Genomic DNA, 17581 nt, shown 5'->3' with positions numbered 1-17581 from the left:
CCATGCCTCACGCCCGGCTACGTCAACGAACGACATCCTGCCGCGATGACTATCCGAAAGCGACCATGCCGCTTATTACCACTTCGCGGCATTCGCAGTCGGAAAAGCCGACCCTAAAACCGGTTAGGCTGAACGCGCCCAATTGCGGCTGTTGTGAACGACTAAAGCAGCATCGCAATTTCGCCTCACCCGGTGTGCTACTGGAATGCTCATGAACTATGTCATGCTCGCAATCGCGATTGTCGCCGAGGTTTGCGCCACCACTGCAATGAAGCAGTCCAATGGATTCACTCGCTTGCCTTGGACAGCGGTCACCGTGATTGGCTACTGTATTGCTTTCTACTTTCTGTCTCTGACCCTTAGAACGATCCCGACAGGAATGGCCTATGCGATCTGGTCAGGCGTCGGCATTGTTCTTGTTTCAGCTGCTGCATGGGCGTTTCAGGGTCAGAAGCTCGATGCTGCTGCCGTGATTGGGATGGGGCTGATCATTGGCGGTGTTGTGGTCATGAACACGTTTTCGAAGGCCTCGGCTCACTAATAAGTGGACGCCCGCTTCGGACATAACGGCGGAGGAGATACCCTCCGCCGTCAGCGCGCATTTCCGCCATTTTTGAACCCGACGTTCCCCTAAACGGGAGCGATGTTCCCCCCGTGCGGTACGTCCACTAACCACCAAAACTTGATCTGTCTTGAGGGAGGATCAATAATTTGCATTATGAACTTGCAGCAGGCCGGCCTTATCCGGTGAGGCGCAAGGGCAAATTACAACGCAGGCTTGCGCCCTTCCCGGTACGCTTGGCCGCGTAAAGCGCGACGTCGGCCTGAAGGCGCAATTGTTCGACGGTAGCGCCGTCTTCAGGGAAGCAGGCATAGCCAATGCTTGCGCCAATGCGGACCGTGGCGTCACAGATTGAATAGGCCTCGTCGGCGATCGACGCCACCAAGGTGTCGCCGACATGGCCAACCGCATCGGGAGTCATATTGCGGACCACCACCATGAACTCGTCCCCGCCGATCCGCGCCATCAGGTCGCCCGGTCGAACGGCACTCGCCAGCCGTTGGCCAACCGCTCGTAGCAACAAATCGCCCACTGCGTGCCCATGAGCGTCATTGACTGCTTTGAATCCGTCCAAGTCTATCCCCAAGACGGCTAGGATGTCGTCGTCCGCCGCCGGCAGTCCGACCAGCGCGGCATCCAGCCCCGTTCGGTTGAGCAGGCCGGTCAGCGCATCGTGATCGGCAAGATAGCGCTGTTGCGCTTCCGCCCGTAGCGATGCGGTAAGCAAGTGCTGGAAGGTCCGCACGATTTGCATCGCCCCCATTAGAAACAGCGGTGTCATCGGCAGTAGCAGCCACAGCCAGAGATTACCGGATAGCGCCGCGCCGACCTTGAACGGCAGATCACACAGACAGACCAGCAGCAACGCCAGTCGCGGTGCTGAAAAATTGCGCGCGCAGAGCGGTCCGATGATGCCCATGATGAGGGTCGCTGCCAGCACCATCAGTGGCAAATTGGATGTTTGCAGGGCGACGGATGCAAGCAGGCCCTGCATCAGGCACCACGCCATCGACAGCATCACCGGCACGCCCACGTCGGGTACGCCGCCCACCTGCCAGATGTCGCGCACGCGCTTCAGCACCAACACACGCACCGCAAGAAGCGCCACTTCGCACGTGCCAAGCAGCGCAAAAACCAATCCGCCGTGCAATATCAAGCATGCGGCTGACAGCACCAGGCTGTTGGTCGAGCCCATTACAATCGCGAGCGGCGATGACAGCAACTGCCCCAGCAGGACGCTACGTCCGTCTGCATCGATCTCACACCTGGGATCGAGCAGCCACGACATCGCCCGGTTCGGACGCACTATTCGGGCAATTGGCCTGTCGGTTATGGCGAAAGAAACCTTCGTAGTTTGGAGCGCAGATACCTCGAAAAGCTTGCAATATGGTTGGCAGTGTTCGCCTTTCGCTATGCAAACGACCGCGAACCGATTGCTAAAAGCGCATATCGAACAGTGTTGCTTTGTCTCTCGGGTCTCGCGATGGAAAAACCGGATACGTCTTATATGAGCATGCGGTGTCGCCTCTTCCAAGCGAGGTCCCGAAAGCGATCGGACCGTTCACCACCATTTTCGGACGTAGCGTTCCCATAGGCGGCATCGAGGATGCTCCGTGGAATACCCACGCCAGCGACCGATAGCGATGCCACATCCCCGCCTCGCATCGCGAACGCCTCGGAAATTCAACCTCTTGCGAATGACAGGTCGATCCAAGGCCCGCCGCCGGAACCGGTACAGGCGCACGTCTCAGGTGACGCTGGCAGAGGGAATGGAGCGGGTAACGGGAATCGAACCCGTGTATTCAGCTTGGAAGGCTGCTGCACTACCATTGTGCTATACCCGCGCTGCACCCGGACTAGCGTCGCCGCACGCCGGGCGCAAGCCGGTCAGAAGCGTGCTTCGGCGTAAATCCGCGATACGTCGCCGTTCCAGTCGCCATGATAACGCTCCAGCAGCATCTCGGCCGGCACCTTGCCGCTGCGCACGATCTCACGCAGCGGTTCGAGGAAGCCGGTTTCGTCGTCGCCCGACGCATTGAACCGGCCCCGCGCCGCCAGCCCGGCATGGGCGATGTCGAGCACCGCCCCGGCGATATCGCGCAGGCGACCGCCGCCGGGCAGCGGCGCATCCAGCGCCATCGCCGGCACCGCGTCGCGCAGCGCCTGCCGTTCCTCCAGCGTCCAATGCTTCACCAGATCCCACGCCGCATCCAGCGCCGCGTCGTCGTAGAGCAGGCCGACCCAGAAGGCGGGCAGCGCGCAGATGCGGTTCCACGGGCCGCCATCCGCCCCGCGCATTTCGAGGAAGGTCTTCAGCCGCACTTCGGGAAAGGCGGTGGACAGATGATCGGTCCAGTCGTCCAGCGTCGGCTTCTCGCCCGGCAGCACCGACAGCTCGCCGCGCAGGAAATCGCGGAAGCTCAGGCCCGCCGCATCGATATACCGACCCTCGCGATAGACGAAGTACATCGGCACATCGAGCATGTAGTCGGCATAGCGTTCATACCCGAACCCGTCCTCGAACACGAACGGCAGCATCCCCGTGCGCTGCGGATCGGTGTCGGACCAGATATGGCTGCGGAACGACAGCATCCCGTTGGGCTTGCCCTCGGTGAACGGCGAATTGGCGAACAGCGCGGTGGCCAGCGGTTGCAGCGCCAGGCCGACGCGGAACTTCTTCACCATGTCCGCCTCCGACGCATAGTCGAGGTTCACCTGGATGGTGCAGGTGCGCAGCATCATGTCGAGCCCCAGCTTGCCGACTCGCGGCATGTGCCGGCGCATGATGCCGTACCGCCCCTTGGGCATCACCGGCAGTTCGGCGCGGGTCTTGTCCGGCCACATGCCCAGGCCGAGAAAGCCGACCCCCAGCCGCTCGCCCGCCGCCTTCACCTGTTCCAGATGCCGGCCGGTTTCCGCGCAGGTCTGGTGCAGGTTTTCGAGCGGCGCGCCCGACAGTTCGAACTGCCCCGCCGGCTCCAGGCTGACGCTGCCGTCCGCGCCGTTCAGCGCGATCACGTTGGTGCTGCCGTCCGGGCCGATCTCCTCGACCGGGCGCCAGCCATGCTCGGTCAGCGCCATCAGCAGGTCGCGGATACCGCCGGGCTCGTCATAGGAGGGCGCGCGGTGATCGGCGGTGCGATAGACGAACTTCTCGTGTTCGGTCCCGATCCGCCAGCGGTCGGCCGGCTTCTCGCCGCGCGCGAAGCTGGCGATCAGCTGGTCGCGCGATTCGATGATCGGAGAGGCGGCGGCGGCGAGTTTTGTCGTCATGAACCGCGCCTTACGCGGGCGCGAACGGCCGCGCCAGATAGCTTGAGTTGCCCCTACCCCGCCTCGAACGCGGACCAGCCGGTGCGCTGCACCAGCCGTTCCAGCGCCAGCGTGCCGAGTTGCGAATTGCCGCGCGCGTTGAGGCCGGGCGACCACACCGCGATGCTCGCCCGCCCCGGCGCCACCGCCAGGATGCCGCCCCCCACCCCCGACTTGCCGGGCAGGCCGACCCGGAACGCGAACTCCCCCGATCCGTCATAATGGCCGCACGTCATCATCAGCGCGTTGATCCGCCGCGCGCGCAGCCGCGACACCACCTGTCGCCCGGTGCCGGGGTTCGCCCCCGCCGCCATCAGATATCGCCCCGCCAGCGCCAGTTGCCGGCAACTCATCGCCAGCGCGCATTGATGAAAATAGACGCCCAAGGTCCGTTCGGCCGGATGGTGGATATTGCCGAACGATCGCATGTAATTCGCCAGCGCCGCGTTGCGGTGGCCGGTCGCCAGTTCCGCCTCCGCCACCGCGCGGTCGATCACGATCGTGTCGTCCCCCGCCAGCGCGCGGACGAAACGAAGCGTCTCGCCGATCGCCTCGCGCGGTTCGTGCCGGCCCAGCAGGATGTCGGCGACCACGATCGCGCCGGCATTGATGAACGGATTGCGCGGGATGCCGTGTTCCGCCTCCAGCTGCACGATCGAGTTGAACGCGCTGCCCGACGGCTCCACCCCCACCCGTCGCCACAACTGGTCGCCGACATGGCCCAGCGCCAGCGTCAGCGCGAAGACCTTGGAGATCGACTGGATCGAGAACGCCTCGTCCGCGTCGCCGGCCAGATGGCAGGTGCCGTCCATCTCGATCACCGCGATGCCGAAGCGGTTCGGATCGACCGCGGCGAGCGGCGGGATGTAATCCGCGGGGCGGCCGCGATCCGGGGCCGCCGCCATCTCCGCCGCGATATCGGCGACGATCGCGGATAGGTCTATTTCCGCTCCCACACCTTTTCGCCCCCGATCCATGTCTCCTGCACCTTCGTCGCGCGCAGTTCGGCGGTGCTGGCGGTGGCGGGATCATGATCGATGATCAGGAAATCGGCGCGCTGGCCCGGCGCCAGCCGCCCGAACTTCTCTTCCGCGAACCCGGCATAAGCACCCCCTTGCGTGAAGGCGCGCCACGCCTGTTCGCGCGTCACCGCCTGTTGCGGCTGCCAGCCGCCATAGGGCTGGTCGTCCGCCCCCTGCCGCGTGAATGCCGCCGCCCAGCCGGCGAAGGGATCGGGCTGCTCGACCGGGTAATCCGATCCGAACGCCAGCGGCGCGCCGTTCGCCAGCATCGACCGCCACGCATAGGCCCCCGCCAGCCGTGCCGGCCCCAGCCGCGCCTCCGCCATCGTCCGGTCGCTGGTCTGGTGGACCGGCTGCATCGACGCGACGATGCCGTGCTTGCCGAACCGGGGCAGATCGGCCGGATCGATCACCTGCGCATGTTCGATCCGCCAGCGCCGGTCGCCCTTGTACGTCTCCGCCAGTTCCTCGATCGCGCCCAGTGCCTGCGCGTTGGCGGCATCGCCGATCGCATGGACCGCGATCTGATAGTTATCCATCGCCGCCCGGCTCATCAGGTTGCGGATGACGGTGTCGGTCATGAAGCCCAGCCCGCGCTGCCCCGGCGCATCGGCATAGGGGGCCTTCAGCCACGCACCGCGCGATCCCAAGGCGCCGTCGCCGTACAGCTTCACCCCCACCAGCCGCAGCCGATCGGCATAGAGCCACGGCGTCGGCCCGTTGCCGCCGATCCGCACCGTATCCTCCATCCCCGCGCCATAGCTCATGATCCGCACGCGCAGCGCGCCGCGATCCCCCGCCCGGCGATAGGTCAGCCAGTCGTCGACGCTGGTGCCCATGTCGGCGGTGGCGGTCACCCCGGCGGACAGCAGGGCGACCTGCGCCTTCATGAACGCGACGTCGCGTTCCTTGGGCTGCGGCTGCGGCACCGCCTTGCGGATCAGGTCCTGCGCCGCGTCGACGAAGACGCCGGCGGGTTGCGTGCCCGTCTTCTCGATCCGGCCCCCCGGCGGCGACACGCTTTTGGCGGTCACGCCCGCCGCCTTGATCGCGGCGCTGTTGGCCCAGCCGGCATGGCCGTCCACCCGGGCCAGGAGCACCGGCCGGTCGGCGACCACGGCATCCAGATCGGCGGCGGTCGGAAATCGGCCCAGCCCCCAGATCTCCTGGTTCCAGCCGCCGCCCACGATCCATTTGCGATCGGGATTGGCGGCCGCATAGGCCGCGATCCGTGCCTTCGCCTCGTCCAGCGTCTTCGTGCCCGACAGGTCGAGTTCGACCTGCCGGAACCCCAGTTCCAGCACATGGCCATGCGCGTCGACGAAACCGGGGATCAGCACCCGCCCCTTCATGTCCGCCCGCCAGTCCAGCTTGTCGGGCCGCTTGTCCTTCGCCGACAGCAGCTTCACGACCTTGCCGTCCAGCGACATCAGCACGCCGGTGAAGCGCACGACCTTGCCGTCCGCGTCCAGCGTCACGCCGTCGACGTTATCGACCAGCGCGTCGGCCAGAGCCGGCGTCGGAAGCATAAGGGCCAGCGCGACAAGCAAGCCCCTCCCCGACACAATCACCCCGTCAGACCCTTTCTGCCTCCCCGGCGAAGGCCGGGGTCCAGTGGGGAAAGCCTTGCCGATCATCCGTAACTGTTCACCCAACTGGACCCGGGCCTTCGCCGGGAAGGGGCACGAAAGACTATTCACTTCGGCAACCTCCGCACCAGCGCGCTGGTATCCTGCCGCGCGCCGCCCATCGCCTGCACCTCGGCATAGAATTGATCGACCAGCGCCGCGACCGGCAGCACCGCGCCGTTCGTCCGTGCCTCGTCCAGCGCCAGCGCCAGATCCTTGCGCATCCAGTCGACCGCGAAGCCGAAATCGAACCGTTCCTCGGCCATCGATTCCCAGCGATTGACCATCTGCCAGCTCTGCGCCGCGCCGCCGGAGATCGCCGCCAGCACCTTGTCCGTATCCAGTCCGCTGTTCTGGGCAAAACGCAGCGCCTCCGCCACGCCCTGCACCACGCCGGCGATCGCGATCTGGTTGCACATCTTGGTCTGCTGCCCCGCTCCCGCCGGGCCGACATGGACGATGCGCGCGGCATAGGCCGCCATCAGCGGCTCGGCCGCCGCGAACGCCGCGTCGGACCCGCCGCACATGATCGACAGCTTGCCGTTCTCGGCCCCCGCCTGCCCGCCCGACACCGGCGCGTCGAGCACCAGCAGCCGGGTTTCATCCGCCAGCCGCCGCGCGATCGTCGCGGACACGGTGGTGTGGTCGACGAACAGCGCGCCATCCGCCATCGCTGCGAACGCGCCGTCCGGCCCCAGCGTCACCGCCGCCAGATCGTCGTCGTTGCCGACGCAGGCGAACACCGCCGCCGCATCCCTCGCCGCCGCTGCGGGCGTATCCGCGACGCTGCCGCCATATTTCGCCGCCCAGGCCGCCGCCTTGGCCGCGGTGCGGTTATAGACGGTGACGTCATGCCCGGCCGCGACCAGGTGCCCCGCCATCGGCGCCCCCATCACGCCGGTTCCGATGAAAGCCAGTTTTGCCATATCGGCTCCCGCATAAGCGGTGTTTCCCCACCGCGCCAGACGGTCTAACGGGGGGCATGGCAACACAGGTCAACTCGCAACCCGAGCTTCTTCCGGTCGATATCGCGGACGTTCGCGCCGCGCACGACCGCATCCGTCCCTCGATCGTCCGCACGCCGACGCTCATCAGCCGCACCCTGTCGCAGATGACGGGCGCGACAGTGTATCTGAAGTTCGAAAATCTTCAGTTCACCGCCGCCTACAAGGAACGCGGCGCGCTCAACACGCTGCTGCTGCTGTCGGACGAGGCGAAGGCCAAGGGCGTGATCGCCGCCTCCGCCGGCAACCATGCGCAGGGGCTGGCCTATCACGCCAACCGGCTGGGCGTGCCCGCCACGATCGTGATGCCCACCAACACGCCCACCGTGAAGGTCGTGCAGACCGAGGGGCACGGCGCCAACGTCGTCCTGCACGGCGATACGTTCGATGCCGCCTATGCCCATGCCCGCGTGCTGGAGGGGGAGCGCGGCTTCACCTTCGTTCACCCGTTCGACGATCCGCGCATCATCGCCGGACAGGGCACCGTCGCGATCGAGATGTTCGAGGACGTGCCCGCGATCGACACGCTCGTCACCCCGATCGGCGGCGGCGGCCTGATCTCGGGCATGGCCACGGTCGCGCGATCGCTGGGCCGCCCGGTCGAGGTCGTCGGGGTGGAGGCGGAACTGTTCCCGTCGATGTACAACCGCATCAACGGCACCGACCATCCGTGCGCGGGCGATACGCTGGCGGAGGGGATCGCGGTCAAGGAGCCGGGCGGCATCACCGCGCGGATGGTCGCGCAGCTGGTCGACGAGATCCTGCTGGTCAACGAACGCAGTCTGGAAGAGGCGGTCAGCCTGCTGCTCCAGATCGAGAAGACCGTGGTCGAGGGGGCGGGCGCCGCCGGTCTCGCCGCGCTGCTCGCGCATCCGGGCCGGTTCGCGGGGAAGACGGTGGGGGTGGTGCTGTGCGGCGGCAACATCGACACGCGGCTGCTCGCCAACGTCCTGCTGCGCGATCTGGCCCGGTCGGGCCGGCTGGCGCGGCTGCGGATCAGGTTGCAGGATCAGCCGGGGGCCCTGTTCAACGTCGCCCGCATCTTCGAGCAGCAGCGCGTGAACATCATCGAGGTCTATCACCAGCGCGTCTTCACGACGCTGCCGGCCAAGGGCCTCATCACCGATATCGAATGTGAAACGCGGGACCGGTCGCATCTGAACCGGTTGATCGCCAGCCTGATCGAGGGCGGCTACGACACCACGCAGGTGGAACTCGCCTGACCGGCCAGGGGCAGGGAAACGGGGGCCGGCATCACCGGCCCCCGCAACGATCAGTTGCTGTCCGAATCGTCTTCGTTGTCGTTGACGATCGCAACGACGCCGATCGCGGCGACGCCAGCTGCCAGCACGGCCGCAATCAGGCCGGCACCGGCCAGGTTGTTCTTCTTCGCGGTCGGGGTCGACGCACGCGCGACCGACAGCGACGATGCCTTGTTGGCGACGGGGGCGGCGAACGCCGGTGCGGCCATAACCGGAGCAGCGACCATCGCCAGGGCCGAAGCCAGTGCAGTAACCTTACGCATCAATAATTCTCCCATGCAGTGAATTGCCGCAACGCGGTAGCATAACAGTCGTTCCTTGGTCTACCGTCACCTGATAATAGCGGCAAAAGCGGGTGCGACGGGCCGAATAATGGTTAACGCGCTTTTCATCAGCGCGATGGCCATACATATACGGGCATGTCCGTTTTTCCGGGGGTATTTCGGCGGTGACCGCGCCTTTTCGCTTTCCGCGCTTCTTCGTCACCAGTCCGTCCCCCTGCCCCTATCTGCCGGGGCGGCAGGAGCGGAAGGTGTTCACCGAACTGACCGGCCCGCACGCCACCGAACTCAACGATGCGCTCAGCCGCATCGGGTTCCGCCGGTCGCAGGGGGTCGCCTACCGTCCGTCCTGTGCAGGCTGCACCGCCTGCGTGTCGGTCCGCGTCGTCACCGCCGAATTCCACCTCAACGCCACCCAGCGCAAGCTGATGAAGCGCCATGCCGATCTGGAGGTCAACGCCTGCCGCGCCTGGGCCACCGACGAGCAGTATCGCCTGCTGCGCCACTATCTCGCCGCGCGCCACCCCGGCGGCGGCATGGCGGGGATGGACGAGGACGATTATGCCGACATGATCGAGCATTCGCCGGTCAACTCGCTGATCGTCGAATATCGCGAACCATCGGTCGATGGCCGTCGCGGCCGGCTGGTCGCGGCCTGCCTGACCGATCGTCAGGCGGACGGCCTGTCGATGATCTACAGCTTCTTCGTGACCGACGACGAGACGCGGACCAGCCTCGGCAATTTCATCATCATCGACCACATCATGCGCGCCCGTGATGCCGGGCTACCCTATGTCTATCTCGGCTATTGGGTGAAGGGATCGGCCCGGATGGCGTACAAGACCCGCTATCGCCCGATCGAGATACTTGGCCCCGCCGGCTGGCGGCGACTGGCCGATACCGATCTGGAGCCGCTGGTCCACGCCTGACCGGTGGCCGAATCCATGCCGCGATCGCCGCGGCAGGGTGTAGGATCATGTCGGGCGCTTCGCCCGCGAAGGACACCGCCATGGCCAAGAGCCAGCAGAAATCGAACAAGGAAGTCCGCAAGCCCAAGGCGGAAAAGGTCAAGACGATCGCCGCCAACGCCTCGACCAAGGGCACGCCGGTCACGACGACGACGACCAAGAACTGATCGCCCGCCATCGTCGAGGCCGGCCGGGATGATCGCATTCCGTCCGGCCCCCGGCCTTAGGCTTCCGCCACCCGCACCTCGACATCCAGCCGTTCCTGGCCGTCGCCCAGCCGCGATCCGGCGATCGGCGCCGCCCCCACCGCGTCCAGCGCGATCGCGACGCGGACATGATCGTCCTGCGGGCACAGCCCCGTGCAGGAATCGAACCCGACCCAGCCCAGCCCGTCGATATACGCTTCCGCCCAGCCATGCGGGGTCGGCCGGTGCTCGCCCGCCAGCCGCGAATAACCGGAGACGTAGCGCGCCGGCACGCCCAGCCCGCGCGCACCGACCAGAAAGATATGCGCCACGTCGCGCGGCGTCGCCTCGCCCCGCGCGAAGGCGGCGGCGGCGGTCAGCCCGGCGGGGCGGGAGCGGTCGAACACGAACTGTTCGTGCAACGCCGCGTTCAGCCGGTGCAGCGTGCCCAGCGGCGTCTCTCCCGCCTGTTCCGCCACGAAGGCGGCGATCCCGGCATCCGGCATCGTCAGCTCGGTCGCGCGCAGGAACACGGGCGGCGGCAGCGTTTCGGTCAGGCCGTGCAGCACCCCGTCCGAATGGGTGGTCAGCACCTCGCCGCTGATCTCGATCTCCAGCCCGTCGAGCGGCCCTTCGGCATAGAGCATCGTCACCCGGTTGCCCCAGCCGTCGCGCCCGTCGCGCAGCTTGGCATCGCAATCCACGTCGATCCGCCAGTCCGCGACCGTCTGGTCATGCGTGTCGGGCGGGGTGACGCGCAGCAACTGCACCAGTCGGGCCTGCGGCTCTGAAAAGTGGTACGCGGTACGGTGTAGGATCGATAACCGCATATGGCCCCCTGATATTATCCGTTCGATATCGTCAGCCGAACTTGAACTGCCGCCCGATCGCCCCGTGCAGCAGCGCGTTTTCCTCGATGAAGGATTGCAGATACTGATGCAGTCCGGAAGCGATCACCTCGCCCGACCGGGTCTTCGCCATCCGCGTCGCGCGCAGCCGCGCCATCCGGTCCGCCTCGCCATGCTGCCCGGTCCGCTTGGCCAGCATCAGCAGCACGTCCACCGTCTCCTCGACCGACGCGGCAAGGCTGCGCGGTAGTTCGGCGCGCGCGATCAGCAGGTCGATGACGTTGCCCGGTCGCAACCCGTCCGAATACAGCCAGCGATAGGCGGTGACGGCGGATACCGTCTGCAGGATCGTCGTCCACTGGTCGCGGTCGACGACGCCGCCGACCCGCTCCCCCTCGGGCAGCAGGATATGGTATTTCACATCCAGCAGCCGCGCGGTGTTGTCCGCCCGCTCCACCGCCTGCCCCAACCGGATGAACCACGTCGTCTGGTTGCGCAGCATCCGGTGGACCGCGCCCTCGAACCCGCGCGTCTCGTTCTTTACCGCCTCGACCAGGTTGAGCACCGAGGTGGCATCGGTCGCGGCGGGTTTCGCCTCGAACATCAGCCACGCCCGGTTGATCGCGCTCCACGCCTCGCGGGTCAGCGCGGTGCGGACGGCGCGGGCGTTGTTGCGCGCCATGTCGAGGCTGTGGACGATCGATCCGGCATGGCTGTTGTCGATCGTCAGGAACCGCGCCACCTCGCTGCGCTTCAGTTCGGCGCCGGCCGCCTCGAACGCGGCATCGGTATCGGTCACCGCCAGGGCGGACGCCCAGGCGGCACAACCGGCCGGGCGCGGCGACAGCACGTCGAGCCGCACCGTCGCCTCCACCAGCCGGGCGATGAAGTCGGCCCGCTCGAAATAACGGCCCAGCCAGTAGAGCGAGGATGCGGTACGACTGAGCATCAGCGGGTCACGCCCTGATTCATGCCCTGCGTACCTTGCGTCTGCGTCATCCCGCCCATCGTCTGGCTCTGCCCATCGCCCTGACTCTGGCCTTGGCCCTGACTCTGGTGCGGCCGGTCGTCCATCAGCACGAAACTGTCCTTGGTGCCGCCGCCCTGGCTGGAATTGACCACCAGCGATCCTTCCTTCAGCGCGACGCGGGTCAGTCCGCCGGGCACCACCTGCACCCCGCGCGATCCGGTCAGCACGAACGGCCGGAAATCGACATGGCGCGGCGCAAGGCCACTGTCCGCCAGCGTCGGCACGGTCGACAGCGCCAGCGTCGGCTGCGCGATGTAGCGATGCGGCTCGGCGATCAGCGCGGCGCGGAACGCCTCGATCTCCGCCTTCGACGCGGTCGGGCCGACCAGCATCCCGTAACCGCCCGATCCGTCGACCAGCTTCACCACCACGTCTGCCAGATTGTCGAGGACGTATTTCAGCGCCTGCGGCTCGCGGCAACGCCAAGTCTCGACATTGGGCAGCTTCGCCTCGCCCCCCGAATAGAAACGGACGATCTCGGGCATGTAGCTGTAGATCGCCTTGTCGTCGGCGATGCCGTTGCCCGGCGCGTTGATGATCGCGACGTTGCCGGCGGCATAGGCGGCGATCAGCCCCGGCACGCCCAGCGCCGAATCCGGGCGGAACACCAGCGGATCGAGATAATCGTCGTCGACCCGGCGATAGATCACGTCCACCTTCACCCGCCCCGCGATCGTGCGCATCCACACCATGTCGTCGTCGACGACCAGATCGGCGGCCTCGACCAGCTCGATCCCCATCGAATCGGCCAGGAAACTATGTTCGTAATAGGCGGAGTTGTAATGGCCGGGGGTCAGCACGACGCAGGTCGGCGCGCTCACGCCGATCGGCGCGACCGACTTCATCGTCTCCAGCAGGCGATCGGGATAGCTGTCCACCGCCGCGACGCGGAAATCGCGGAACAGTTCGGGGCACAGCCGCAGCATCGCCTCCCGGTTCTCCAGCATGTAGCTGACGCCGGAGGGGGTGCGGGCATTGTCCTCCAGCACGAAGAATTCGTCGGGGCCGGTACGGACGAGGTCGATGCCGCAGATATGCGCCCAGACGCCGTGCGGCGGGCGCATCCCGGCGATCTCGGGCCGGAACTGCGGGTTGCCCAGCACCAGATCGGTCGGCAGCACGCCCTCCTTCAGGATGCGCCGCTCGCCGTAGATATCCTCCAGAAACGCGTTGATCGCCTCCACCCGCTGGATCAGCCCGGCCGACAGCCGTTCCCATTCGTCGTGCATGAAGACGCGCGGCACGATGTCGAACGGGATGATCCGTTCGCTCGCCTCGCTCTCGCCATACACCGCGAAGGTGATGCCCAGCTGGCGGAACGTCGCCTCCGCCGCCTGCTGGCGCCGGCGCAGTTCGGCGTCGGGCGTCGCCTCGATCCAGCGGCTCAGCGCGGCGAGCTCGGCCCGCGGCGGCGGGCCGCCAGCCATTCCCATGATCTCGTCGAACGCTTGTTTCACCATTGGAACGGTCAATCACCCCGCATTGAGCAAGGTTCCATGCTGCGCGGATTTGTCGCACTGCACAAGGGCCGGAATGGGGCTTTTCTCCCGCCTATCGTCCCAGCCCCTCCAGCATCGCCGGGGTCAGCACCTGCGGCAGCACCCGTGGCGCGGCCGCCCCCGGGGCGTAATAGAGGTACAGCGGCACGCCCGCGCGGTTATGCCGTTCGATGAAGCGGCCCAGCACCGGGTCGCCGTCCGTCCAGTCGCCGACCAGCACCGCCACCTTGTTGCGCGCGAACGCCGCCTGCACGCCCGATCGCTCGATCGCCGCCTTCTCATTCACCTTGCAGGTCAGGCACCAGTCGGCGGTGAAATAGGCGAAGACCGGCCGCCCCTCCGCCCGCAGCGCCGCCAGCCTGCTCTCCGAAAACGCATCGCCCGCCGTCGCGGTCGCCGCCCCCGCCGGCACCGGCCGCACCACCGCCACCGCGCCCAGACTGGCGATCACCGGCAGCATCGCCCAGCCGAGGCCCAGCCCCGCCATCTGCCGCCGCCCGCCGATCCACAGCCCCAGCCCGGCCAGCAACGCCGCCGCCAGCCCCAGCGTCATCCCCTCGACGCCCGCCTGCCGCCCCAGCACCCATGCCAGCGCCAGCGCGGTCAGCCACATCGGCACCGACAGGATACGCCGCAGCCGCCCCATCCACGCCCCCGGCTTCGGCATCCGCTGCCGCAGCGCGGGCACGAAGCCCAGCAGCAGGAACGGCAGCGCCAGCCCCAGCCCCAGCCCGCCGAACACCGCCAGCGCCGCCGGCACCGGCAGCACCAGCGCCGCGCCCAGCGCCGCGCCCATGAACGGCCCCGAACACGGCGTCGCCACGAACGCCGCCAGCGCCCCGGTGGCGAAGGCGCCGCCCACGCCCTTGCTCGCCCCCGCACCGCCGGCCCAGCGCGGCATCGGCACCTCGAACAACCCCGACAGGTTCAGCGAGATCGCCACCGCCAGCAGCAGCAGCACGACCACGACGCGCGGGTCCTGCAACTGGAACGCCCAGCCGATCGTCGCCCCGCCCGCCCGCAGGCCCAGGATGATCGCCCCCAGCGCCAGACACACCAGCACGACCCCGCCGGCATAGGCCAGCGCCTCGCGCCGGGCCTCGCGCTCGCCGGTGTTGGCGCGGGCGAGGCTCAGGGCCTTCAGGCTCAGGATCGGGAAGACGCAGGGCATCACGTTCAGGATCAGCCCGCCCAGCACCGCGCCCGCGAAGGCGACCAGCGCCGCGACCACCCAGCCGCCACCGCCGGCCGTGCCGGGCACGGCACCGGGCCGCGCGGTGATCGCCAGCCCCTGCCCCGCGCCGATCCGCAGCACCGCGGCGAACGGCGCGGTCGGCGTGCCCTTCGTCGTCACGATCACCCGGTCGCCGACCCGCTCGACGGTCTGCGCCGCCGCCGGCTCGATCGATCCGGTCGCGGCGGGGAACAGATACGCCTCCGACAGGGCCGCATCCGCCGGATACGGCACCGCGACGCGCAATGCGCCGTCGGTCACGGCCCACGTGGCCGTCTGCGCCAGCGGCCGGGGGATCGCGCGGCGCCACGCATCGAAGCGCGCCCGCGTCGCCGGGGTGATCGCCCCGTCGCCCACCGTCAGCGTGGTCGCCAGCGTCTGCTCCTCCGGCACGCAGACGGTGCGGGTGCAGACCAGATATTTCAGCGTCAGCCGGATCGGCAGCGCGGTGCCGTTCGCCAGCCCCGCCGGCACGGTCAGCGCCACCAGCGGCGCATAGGGCCGCTCGTAGACGTAATTCATCAGCCCCGCGACGACCAGCGTCTCGGGCACCGGCCAGTCCGCCGCCGCCGCCGTCACGCCGGTGGGCAGCGTCCAGCCGAAGCTCGCCGGGAAACCGGCATCGCCGGGGTTCGACCAGTAACCGTGCCAGCCGGCCTCCGGCCGCGTCTCGATCGCCAGCGTCACCGGCTGGCCGGCGCGCGGGCGTTCGCTTTCCGCCACCAGCCGCATCGCCAGATGCGGGCCGTCTGCCGCCGCCTGCGCCAGCGCGGGTGACCCGAACGCCAGGAGGATCGTCATCAACATGACGCCGAGAAACCGCATGATAGTCATCTGATACCGATCCGTCCGGCCGATCGCGGCCAGCCGGCGTCTTGCACTAAGCGCCGGGGCAATGCACCAAGGATGCCGATGAAAACCGCTCCCTTCCTCACCGCCGCCGCCCTGCTTCTTGCCGCCGCCCCGGCCGCCGCCCAGACCTCTCCCGCCGGCCAGTCGTCGCCCATACCCGGGGCCAGTGCGTCCGCGCCCGTACCGCCACCCGCGCCGACGCCGCCGCCGCCGCCTTTCCCCGCGACCCCGCCCAAGCTGATCGTCGCGATCTCGGTCGACCAGTTCGCCGCCGACCTGTTCGCGCAATATCGCAACCATTTCTCCGGCGGCCTCGCCCGGCTGCTGACCGGCGCGGTGTTCCCCTCGGGCTATCAGAGCCATGCCGCGACCGAGACGTGTCCCGGCCACTCCACCATCCTGACCGGCTATCGCCCCGCGCATACCGGCATCATCGCCAACAACTGGATCGACCAGCGCGTCGGCCGCCCCGACAAGACCGTCTATTGCTCGGAGGACGAGCGCGTCCCCGAATCGACGCACGACCGCTATACCGTGTCGGACATGCACCTGAAGGTGCCGACGCTGGGCGAGCGGATGAAGGCGGCGAACCCCGCCGCGCGCGTCGTCTCCGTCGCCGGCAAGGATCGCGCCGCGGTGATGATGGGCGGCCACAAGGTCGACGAGCTGTGGTGGTGGGACGGCAAGACCTATGTCTCCTATGCCGGCCGCGCGGTGCCGCCGGTGGTGCAGCGGACGCGTGACGCGGTGGCGGCGCTGGTCGCCCGGCCGCAGGCGGCGCTGCCGCTGCCGGGCTGGTGCCGGCCGGTCGATGCGCCGATCGCGGTGGCGGGGATGACGCTGGGTCAGGGCCGCTTCACCCGCACGGCCGGCGACCTGAAGGCGTTCCGCGCCTCGCCCGCGTCCGACGCGGCGGTGCTGGCGATGGCGGCGGGGCTGGTGCAGGACATGCAGCTGGGCAAGCGCGCCATGACCGATCTGATCGCGGTCGGCCTGTCCGCCACCGATTACATCGGCCACTCGCTGGGCACGCAGGGTGCCGAGATGTGCATCCAGATGAACGAGCTGGATCAATCACTCGCCGGCTTCTTCGCGGTGCTGGACGAGACCGGCGTCGATTACGAGGTGATGCTGACCGCCGATCACGGCGCGCACGACATGACCGAACGGCAGCTGCGCCGCGCGATGCCGATGGAGGCGCATGTCGATCCGCAGACGCTGGCCAAGCCGGTCGGCGCCGCGATCGGTGCCGCGCTGGGCATCGCCGGCCCGGTGCTGCTGGGGACGGAGGGCGACATCTATCTCGATCAGGCGCTCACCCCGGCGCAGCGGCCCCGCGTGCTGGCGGAGGCGGTACGCCGCTTCGCCGCGATGCCGCAGGTCGCCGCCGCCTTCACCGGCGCCCAGATCGCCGCGACGCCGATGCCGACGTCGCCGCCCGAGACGTGGACCCTGATCGAGCGCGCGCGCGCCAGCTACGATCCCGAACGGTCGGGCGACCTGCTCGTTCTGCTCAAACCCCGCGTTACGACGATCCAGAGCCCCGCCCCCGGCTATGTCGAGACGCACGGCAGTCCGTGGGATTACGACCGCCGCGTGCCGATCCTGTTCTGGCGCAAGGGGATGACCGGGTTCGAACAGCCGCTGTCGGTCGAGACGGTCGACATCATGCCCACCCTCGCCGCGACGATCGGCCTGCCCGTATCGGGTCAGGACGGCCGCTGCCTCGATCTCGACCCCGGCCCCGCCGACACCTGCGCCGCGCGGTGACCCTTGCGCTCCCCTCCCCTTCAGGGGAGGGGCCGGGGGTGGGGCCTATCTCCGGGCGTGGCGCTTGCGGTGACGCCCCACCCCCACCCCTCCCCTGAAGGGGAGGGGATTTCCATCGATCGAT

15 protein-coding genes and 1 tRNA gene are annotated in these 17581 nt (G+C 68.0%); 5 read left to right on the top strand and 11 right to left on the bottom strand.

Annotated features, from left to right (window positions below):
• Positions 1–205: 205 nt before the first annotated feature.
• Complete coding sequence (locus tag IFT82_RS17000) at positions 206–541, top strand: DMT family transporter (RefSeq protein WP_244646887.1); 336 nt, start codon at positions 206–208, stop codon at positions 539–541.
• Positions 542–740: 199 nt separating this feature from the next.
• On the opposite strand, the gene IFT82_RS16995 is transcribed toward IFT82_RS17000, so the two are convergent.
• The 6 genes from IFT82_RS16995 to IFT82_RS16970 form a co-directional block, all read right to left on the bottom strand.
• Positions 741–1850, bottom strand: coding sequence for a GGDEF domain-containing protein (locus IFT82_RS16995; protein ID WP_192129041.1), 1110 nt, complete (start codon positions 1848–1850; stop codon positions 741–743).
• A 482-nt stretch (positions 1851–2332) separates the two neighbouring features.
• Positions 2333–2406, bottom strand: a tRNA-Gly gene (locus IFT82_RS16990).
• A gap of 43 nt (positions 2407–2449) precedes the next feature.
• Complete coding sequence (locus IFT82_RS16985; protein WP_192129039.1) at positions 2450–3835, bottom strand: glutamate--cysteine ligase; 1386 nt, start codon at positions 3833–3835, stop codon at positions 2450–2452.
• A gap of 53 nt (positions 3836–3888) precedes the next feature.
• On the bottom strand, positions 3889–4851 hold the full coding sequence (locus IFT82_RS16980) for a glutaminase (RefSeq protein WP_192129037.1): 963 nt from the start codon (positions 4849–4851) through the stop codon (positions 3889–3891).
• On the bottom strand, positions 4815–6425 hold the full coding sequence (locus IFT82_RS16975; RefSeq protein ID WP_244646885.1) for an amidohydrolase: 1611 nt from the start codon (positions 6423–6425) through the stop codon (positions 4815–4817). Before IFT82_RS16975 ends, IFT82_RS16980 begins: the two co-directional genes overlap by 37 nt.
• Positions 6426–6592: 167 nt before the next feature.
• On the bottom strand, positions 6593–7450 hold the full coding sequence (locus IFT82_RS16970; protein ID WP_192129033.1) for an NAD(P)-dependent oxidoreductase: 858 nt from the start codon (positions 7448–7450) through the stop codon (positions 6593–6595).
• Positions 7451–7506: 56 nt separating this feature from the next.
• Between IFT82_RS16970 and IFT82_RS16965 the strand changes: the two genes are divergently transcribed.
• Entirely contained in the window at positions 7507–8751 is a 1245-nt protein-coding gene (locus IFT82_RS16965) for a threonine ammonia-lyase (protein WP_192129031.1), read from the top strand.
• Positions 8752–8801: 50 nt separating this feature from the next.
• On the opposite strand, the gene IFT82_RS16960 is transcribed toward IFT82_RS16965, so the two are convergent.
• The gene (locus tag IFT82_RS16960; protein WP_192129029.1) at positions 8802–9053 is read right to left on the bottom strand and encodes a hypothetical protein; all 252 of its coding nucleotides are present in this window, start codon (positions 9051–9053) and stop codon (positions 8802–8804) included.
• A 185-nt stretch (positions 9054–9238) separates the two neighbouring features.
• On the opposite strand from IFT82_RS16960, the gene IFT82_RS16955 reads away from it, so the two are divergent.
• Both IFT82_RS16955 and IFT82_RS20600 read left to right on the top strand, forming a co-directional pair.
• A complete protein-coding gene (locus IFT82_RS16955; protein ID WP_192129027.1) occupies positions 9239–10000 on the top strand; it encodes an arginyltransferase in 762 nt (253 codons plus the stop codon).
• Positions 10001–10047: 47 nt separating this feature from the next.
• Positions 10048–10206, top strand: coding sequence for a hypothetical protein (locus IFT82_RS20600; protein ID WP_207105820.1), 159 nt, complete (start codon positions 10048–10050; stop codon positions 10204–10206).
• Between the two features lie 56 nt (positions 10207–10262).
• On the opposite strand, the gene IFT82_RS16950 is transcribed toward IFT82_RS20600, so the two are convergent.
• The 4 genes from IFT82_RS16950 to IFT82_RS16935 form a co-directional block, all read right to left on the bottom strand.
• Positions 10263–11054 carry a transglutaminase family protein gene (locus tag IFT82_RS16950; protein ID WP_192129025.1) on the bottom strand — a complete coding sequence of 264 codons (792 nt, stop codon included), beginning with the start codon at positions 11052–11054 and terminating at the stop codon, positions 10263–10265.
• Between the two features lie 31 nt (positions 11055–11085).
• A complete protein-coding gene (locus IFT82_RS16945; protein ID WP_192129023.1) occupies positions 11086–12021 on the bottom strand; it encodes an alpha-E domain-containing protein in 936 nt (311 codons plus the stop codon).
• On the bottom strand, positions 12021–13562 hold the full coding sequence (locus tag IFT82_RS16940; RefSeq protein WP_192129021.1) for a circularly permuted type 2 ATP-grasp protein: 1542 nt from the start codon (positions 13560–13562) through the stop codon (positions 12021–12023). The genes IFT82_RS16945 and IFT82_RS16940 overlap by 1 nt, the downstream gene beginning before the upstream one ends.
• Before the next feature lie 91 nt (positions 13563–13653).
• The gene (locus tag IFT82_RS16935; RefSeq protein ID WP_192129073.1) at positions 13654–15660 is read right to left on the bottom strand and encodes a protein-disulfide reductase DsbD domain-containing protein; all 2007 of its coding nucleotides are present in this window, start codon (positions 15658–15660) and stop codon (positions 13654–13656) included.
• 81 nt (positions 15661–15741) lie between these two features.
• Between IFT82_RS16935 and IFT82_RS16930 the strand changes: the two genes are divergently transcribed.
• Complete coding sequence (locus IFT82_RS16930) at positions 15742–17457, top strand: alkaline phosphatase family protein (RefSeq protein ID WP_446740984.1); 1716 nt, start codon at positions 15742–15744, stop codon at positions 17455–17457.
• Positions 17458–17581 lie beyond the last annotated feature (124 nt).

Source organism: Sphingomonas sp. CFBP 8760 (genome assembly GCF_014841615.1).
Taxonomy (GTDB): domain Bacteria; phylum Pseudomonadota; class Alphaproteobacteria; order Sphingomonadales; family Sphingomonadaceae; genus Sphingomonas.
The sequence above is the reverse complement of the archived record's forward strand: the minus strand, read 5'-3'. Positions and strand labels throughout refer to the sequence as shown.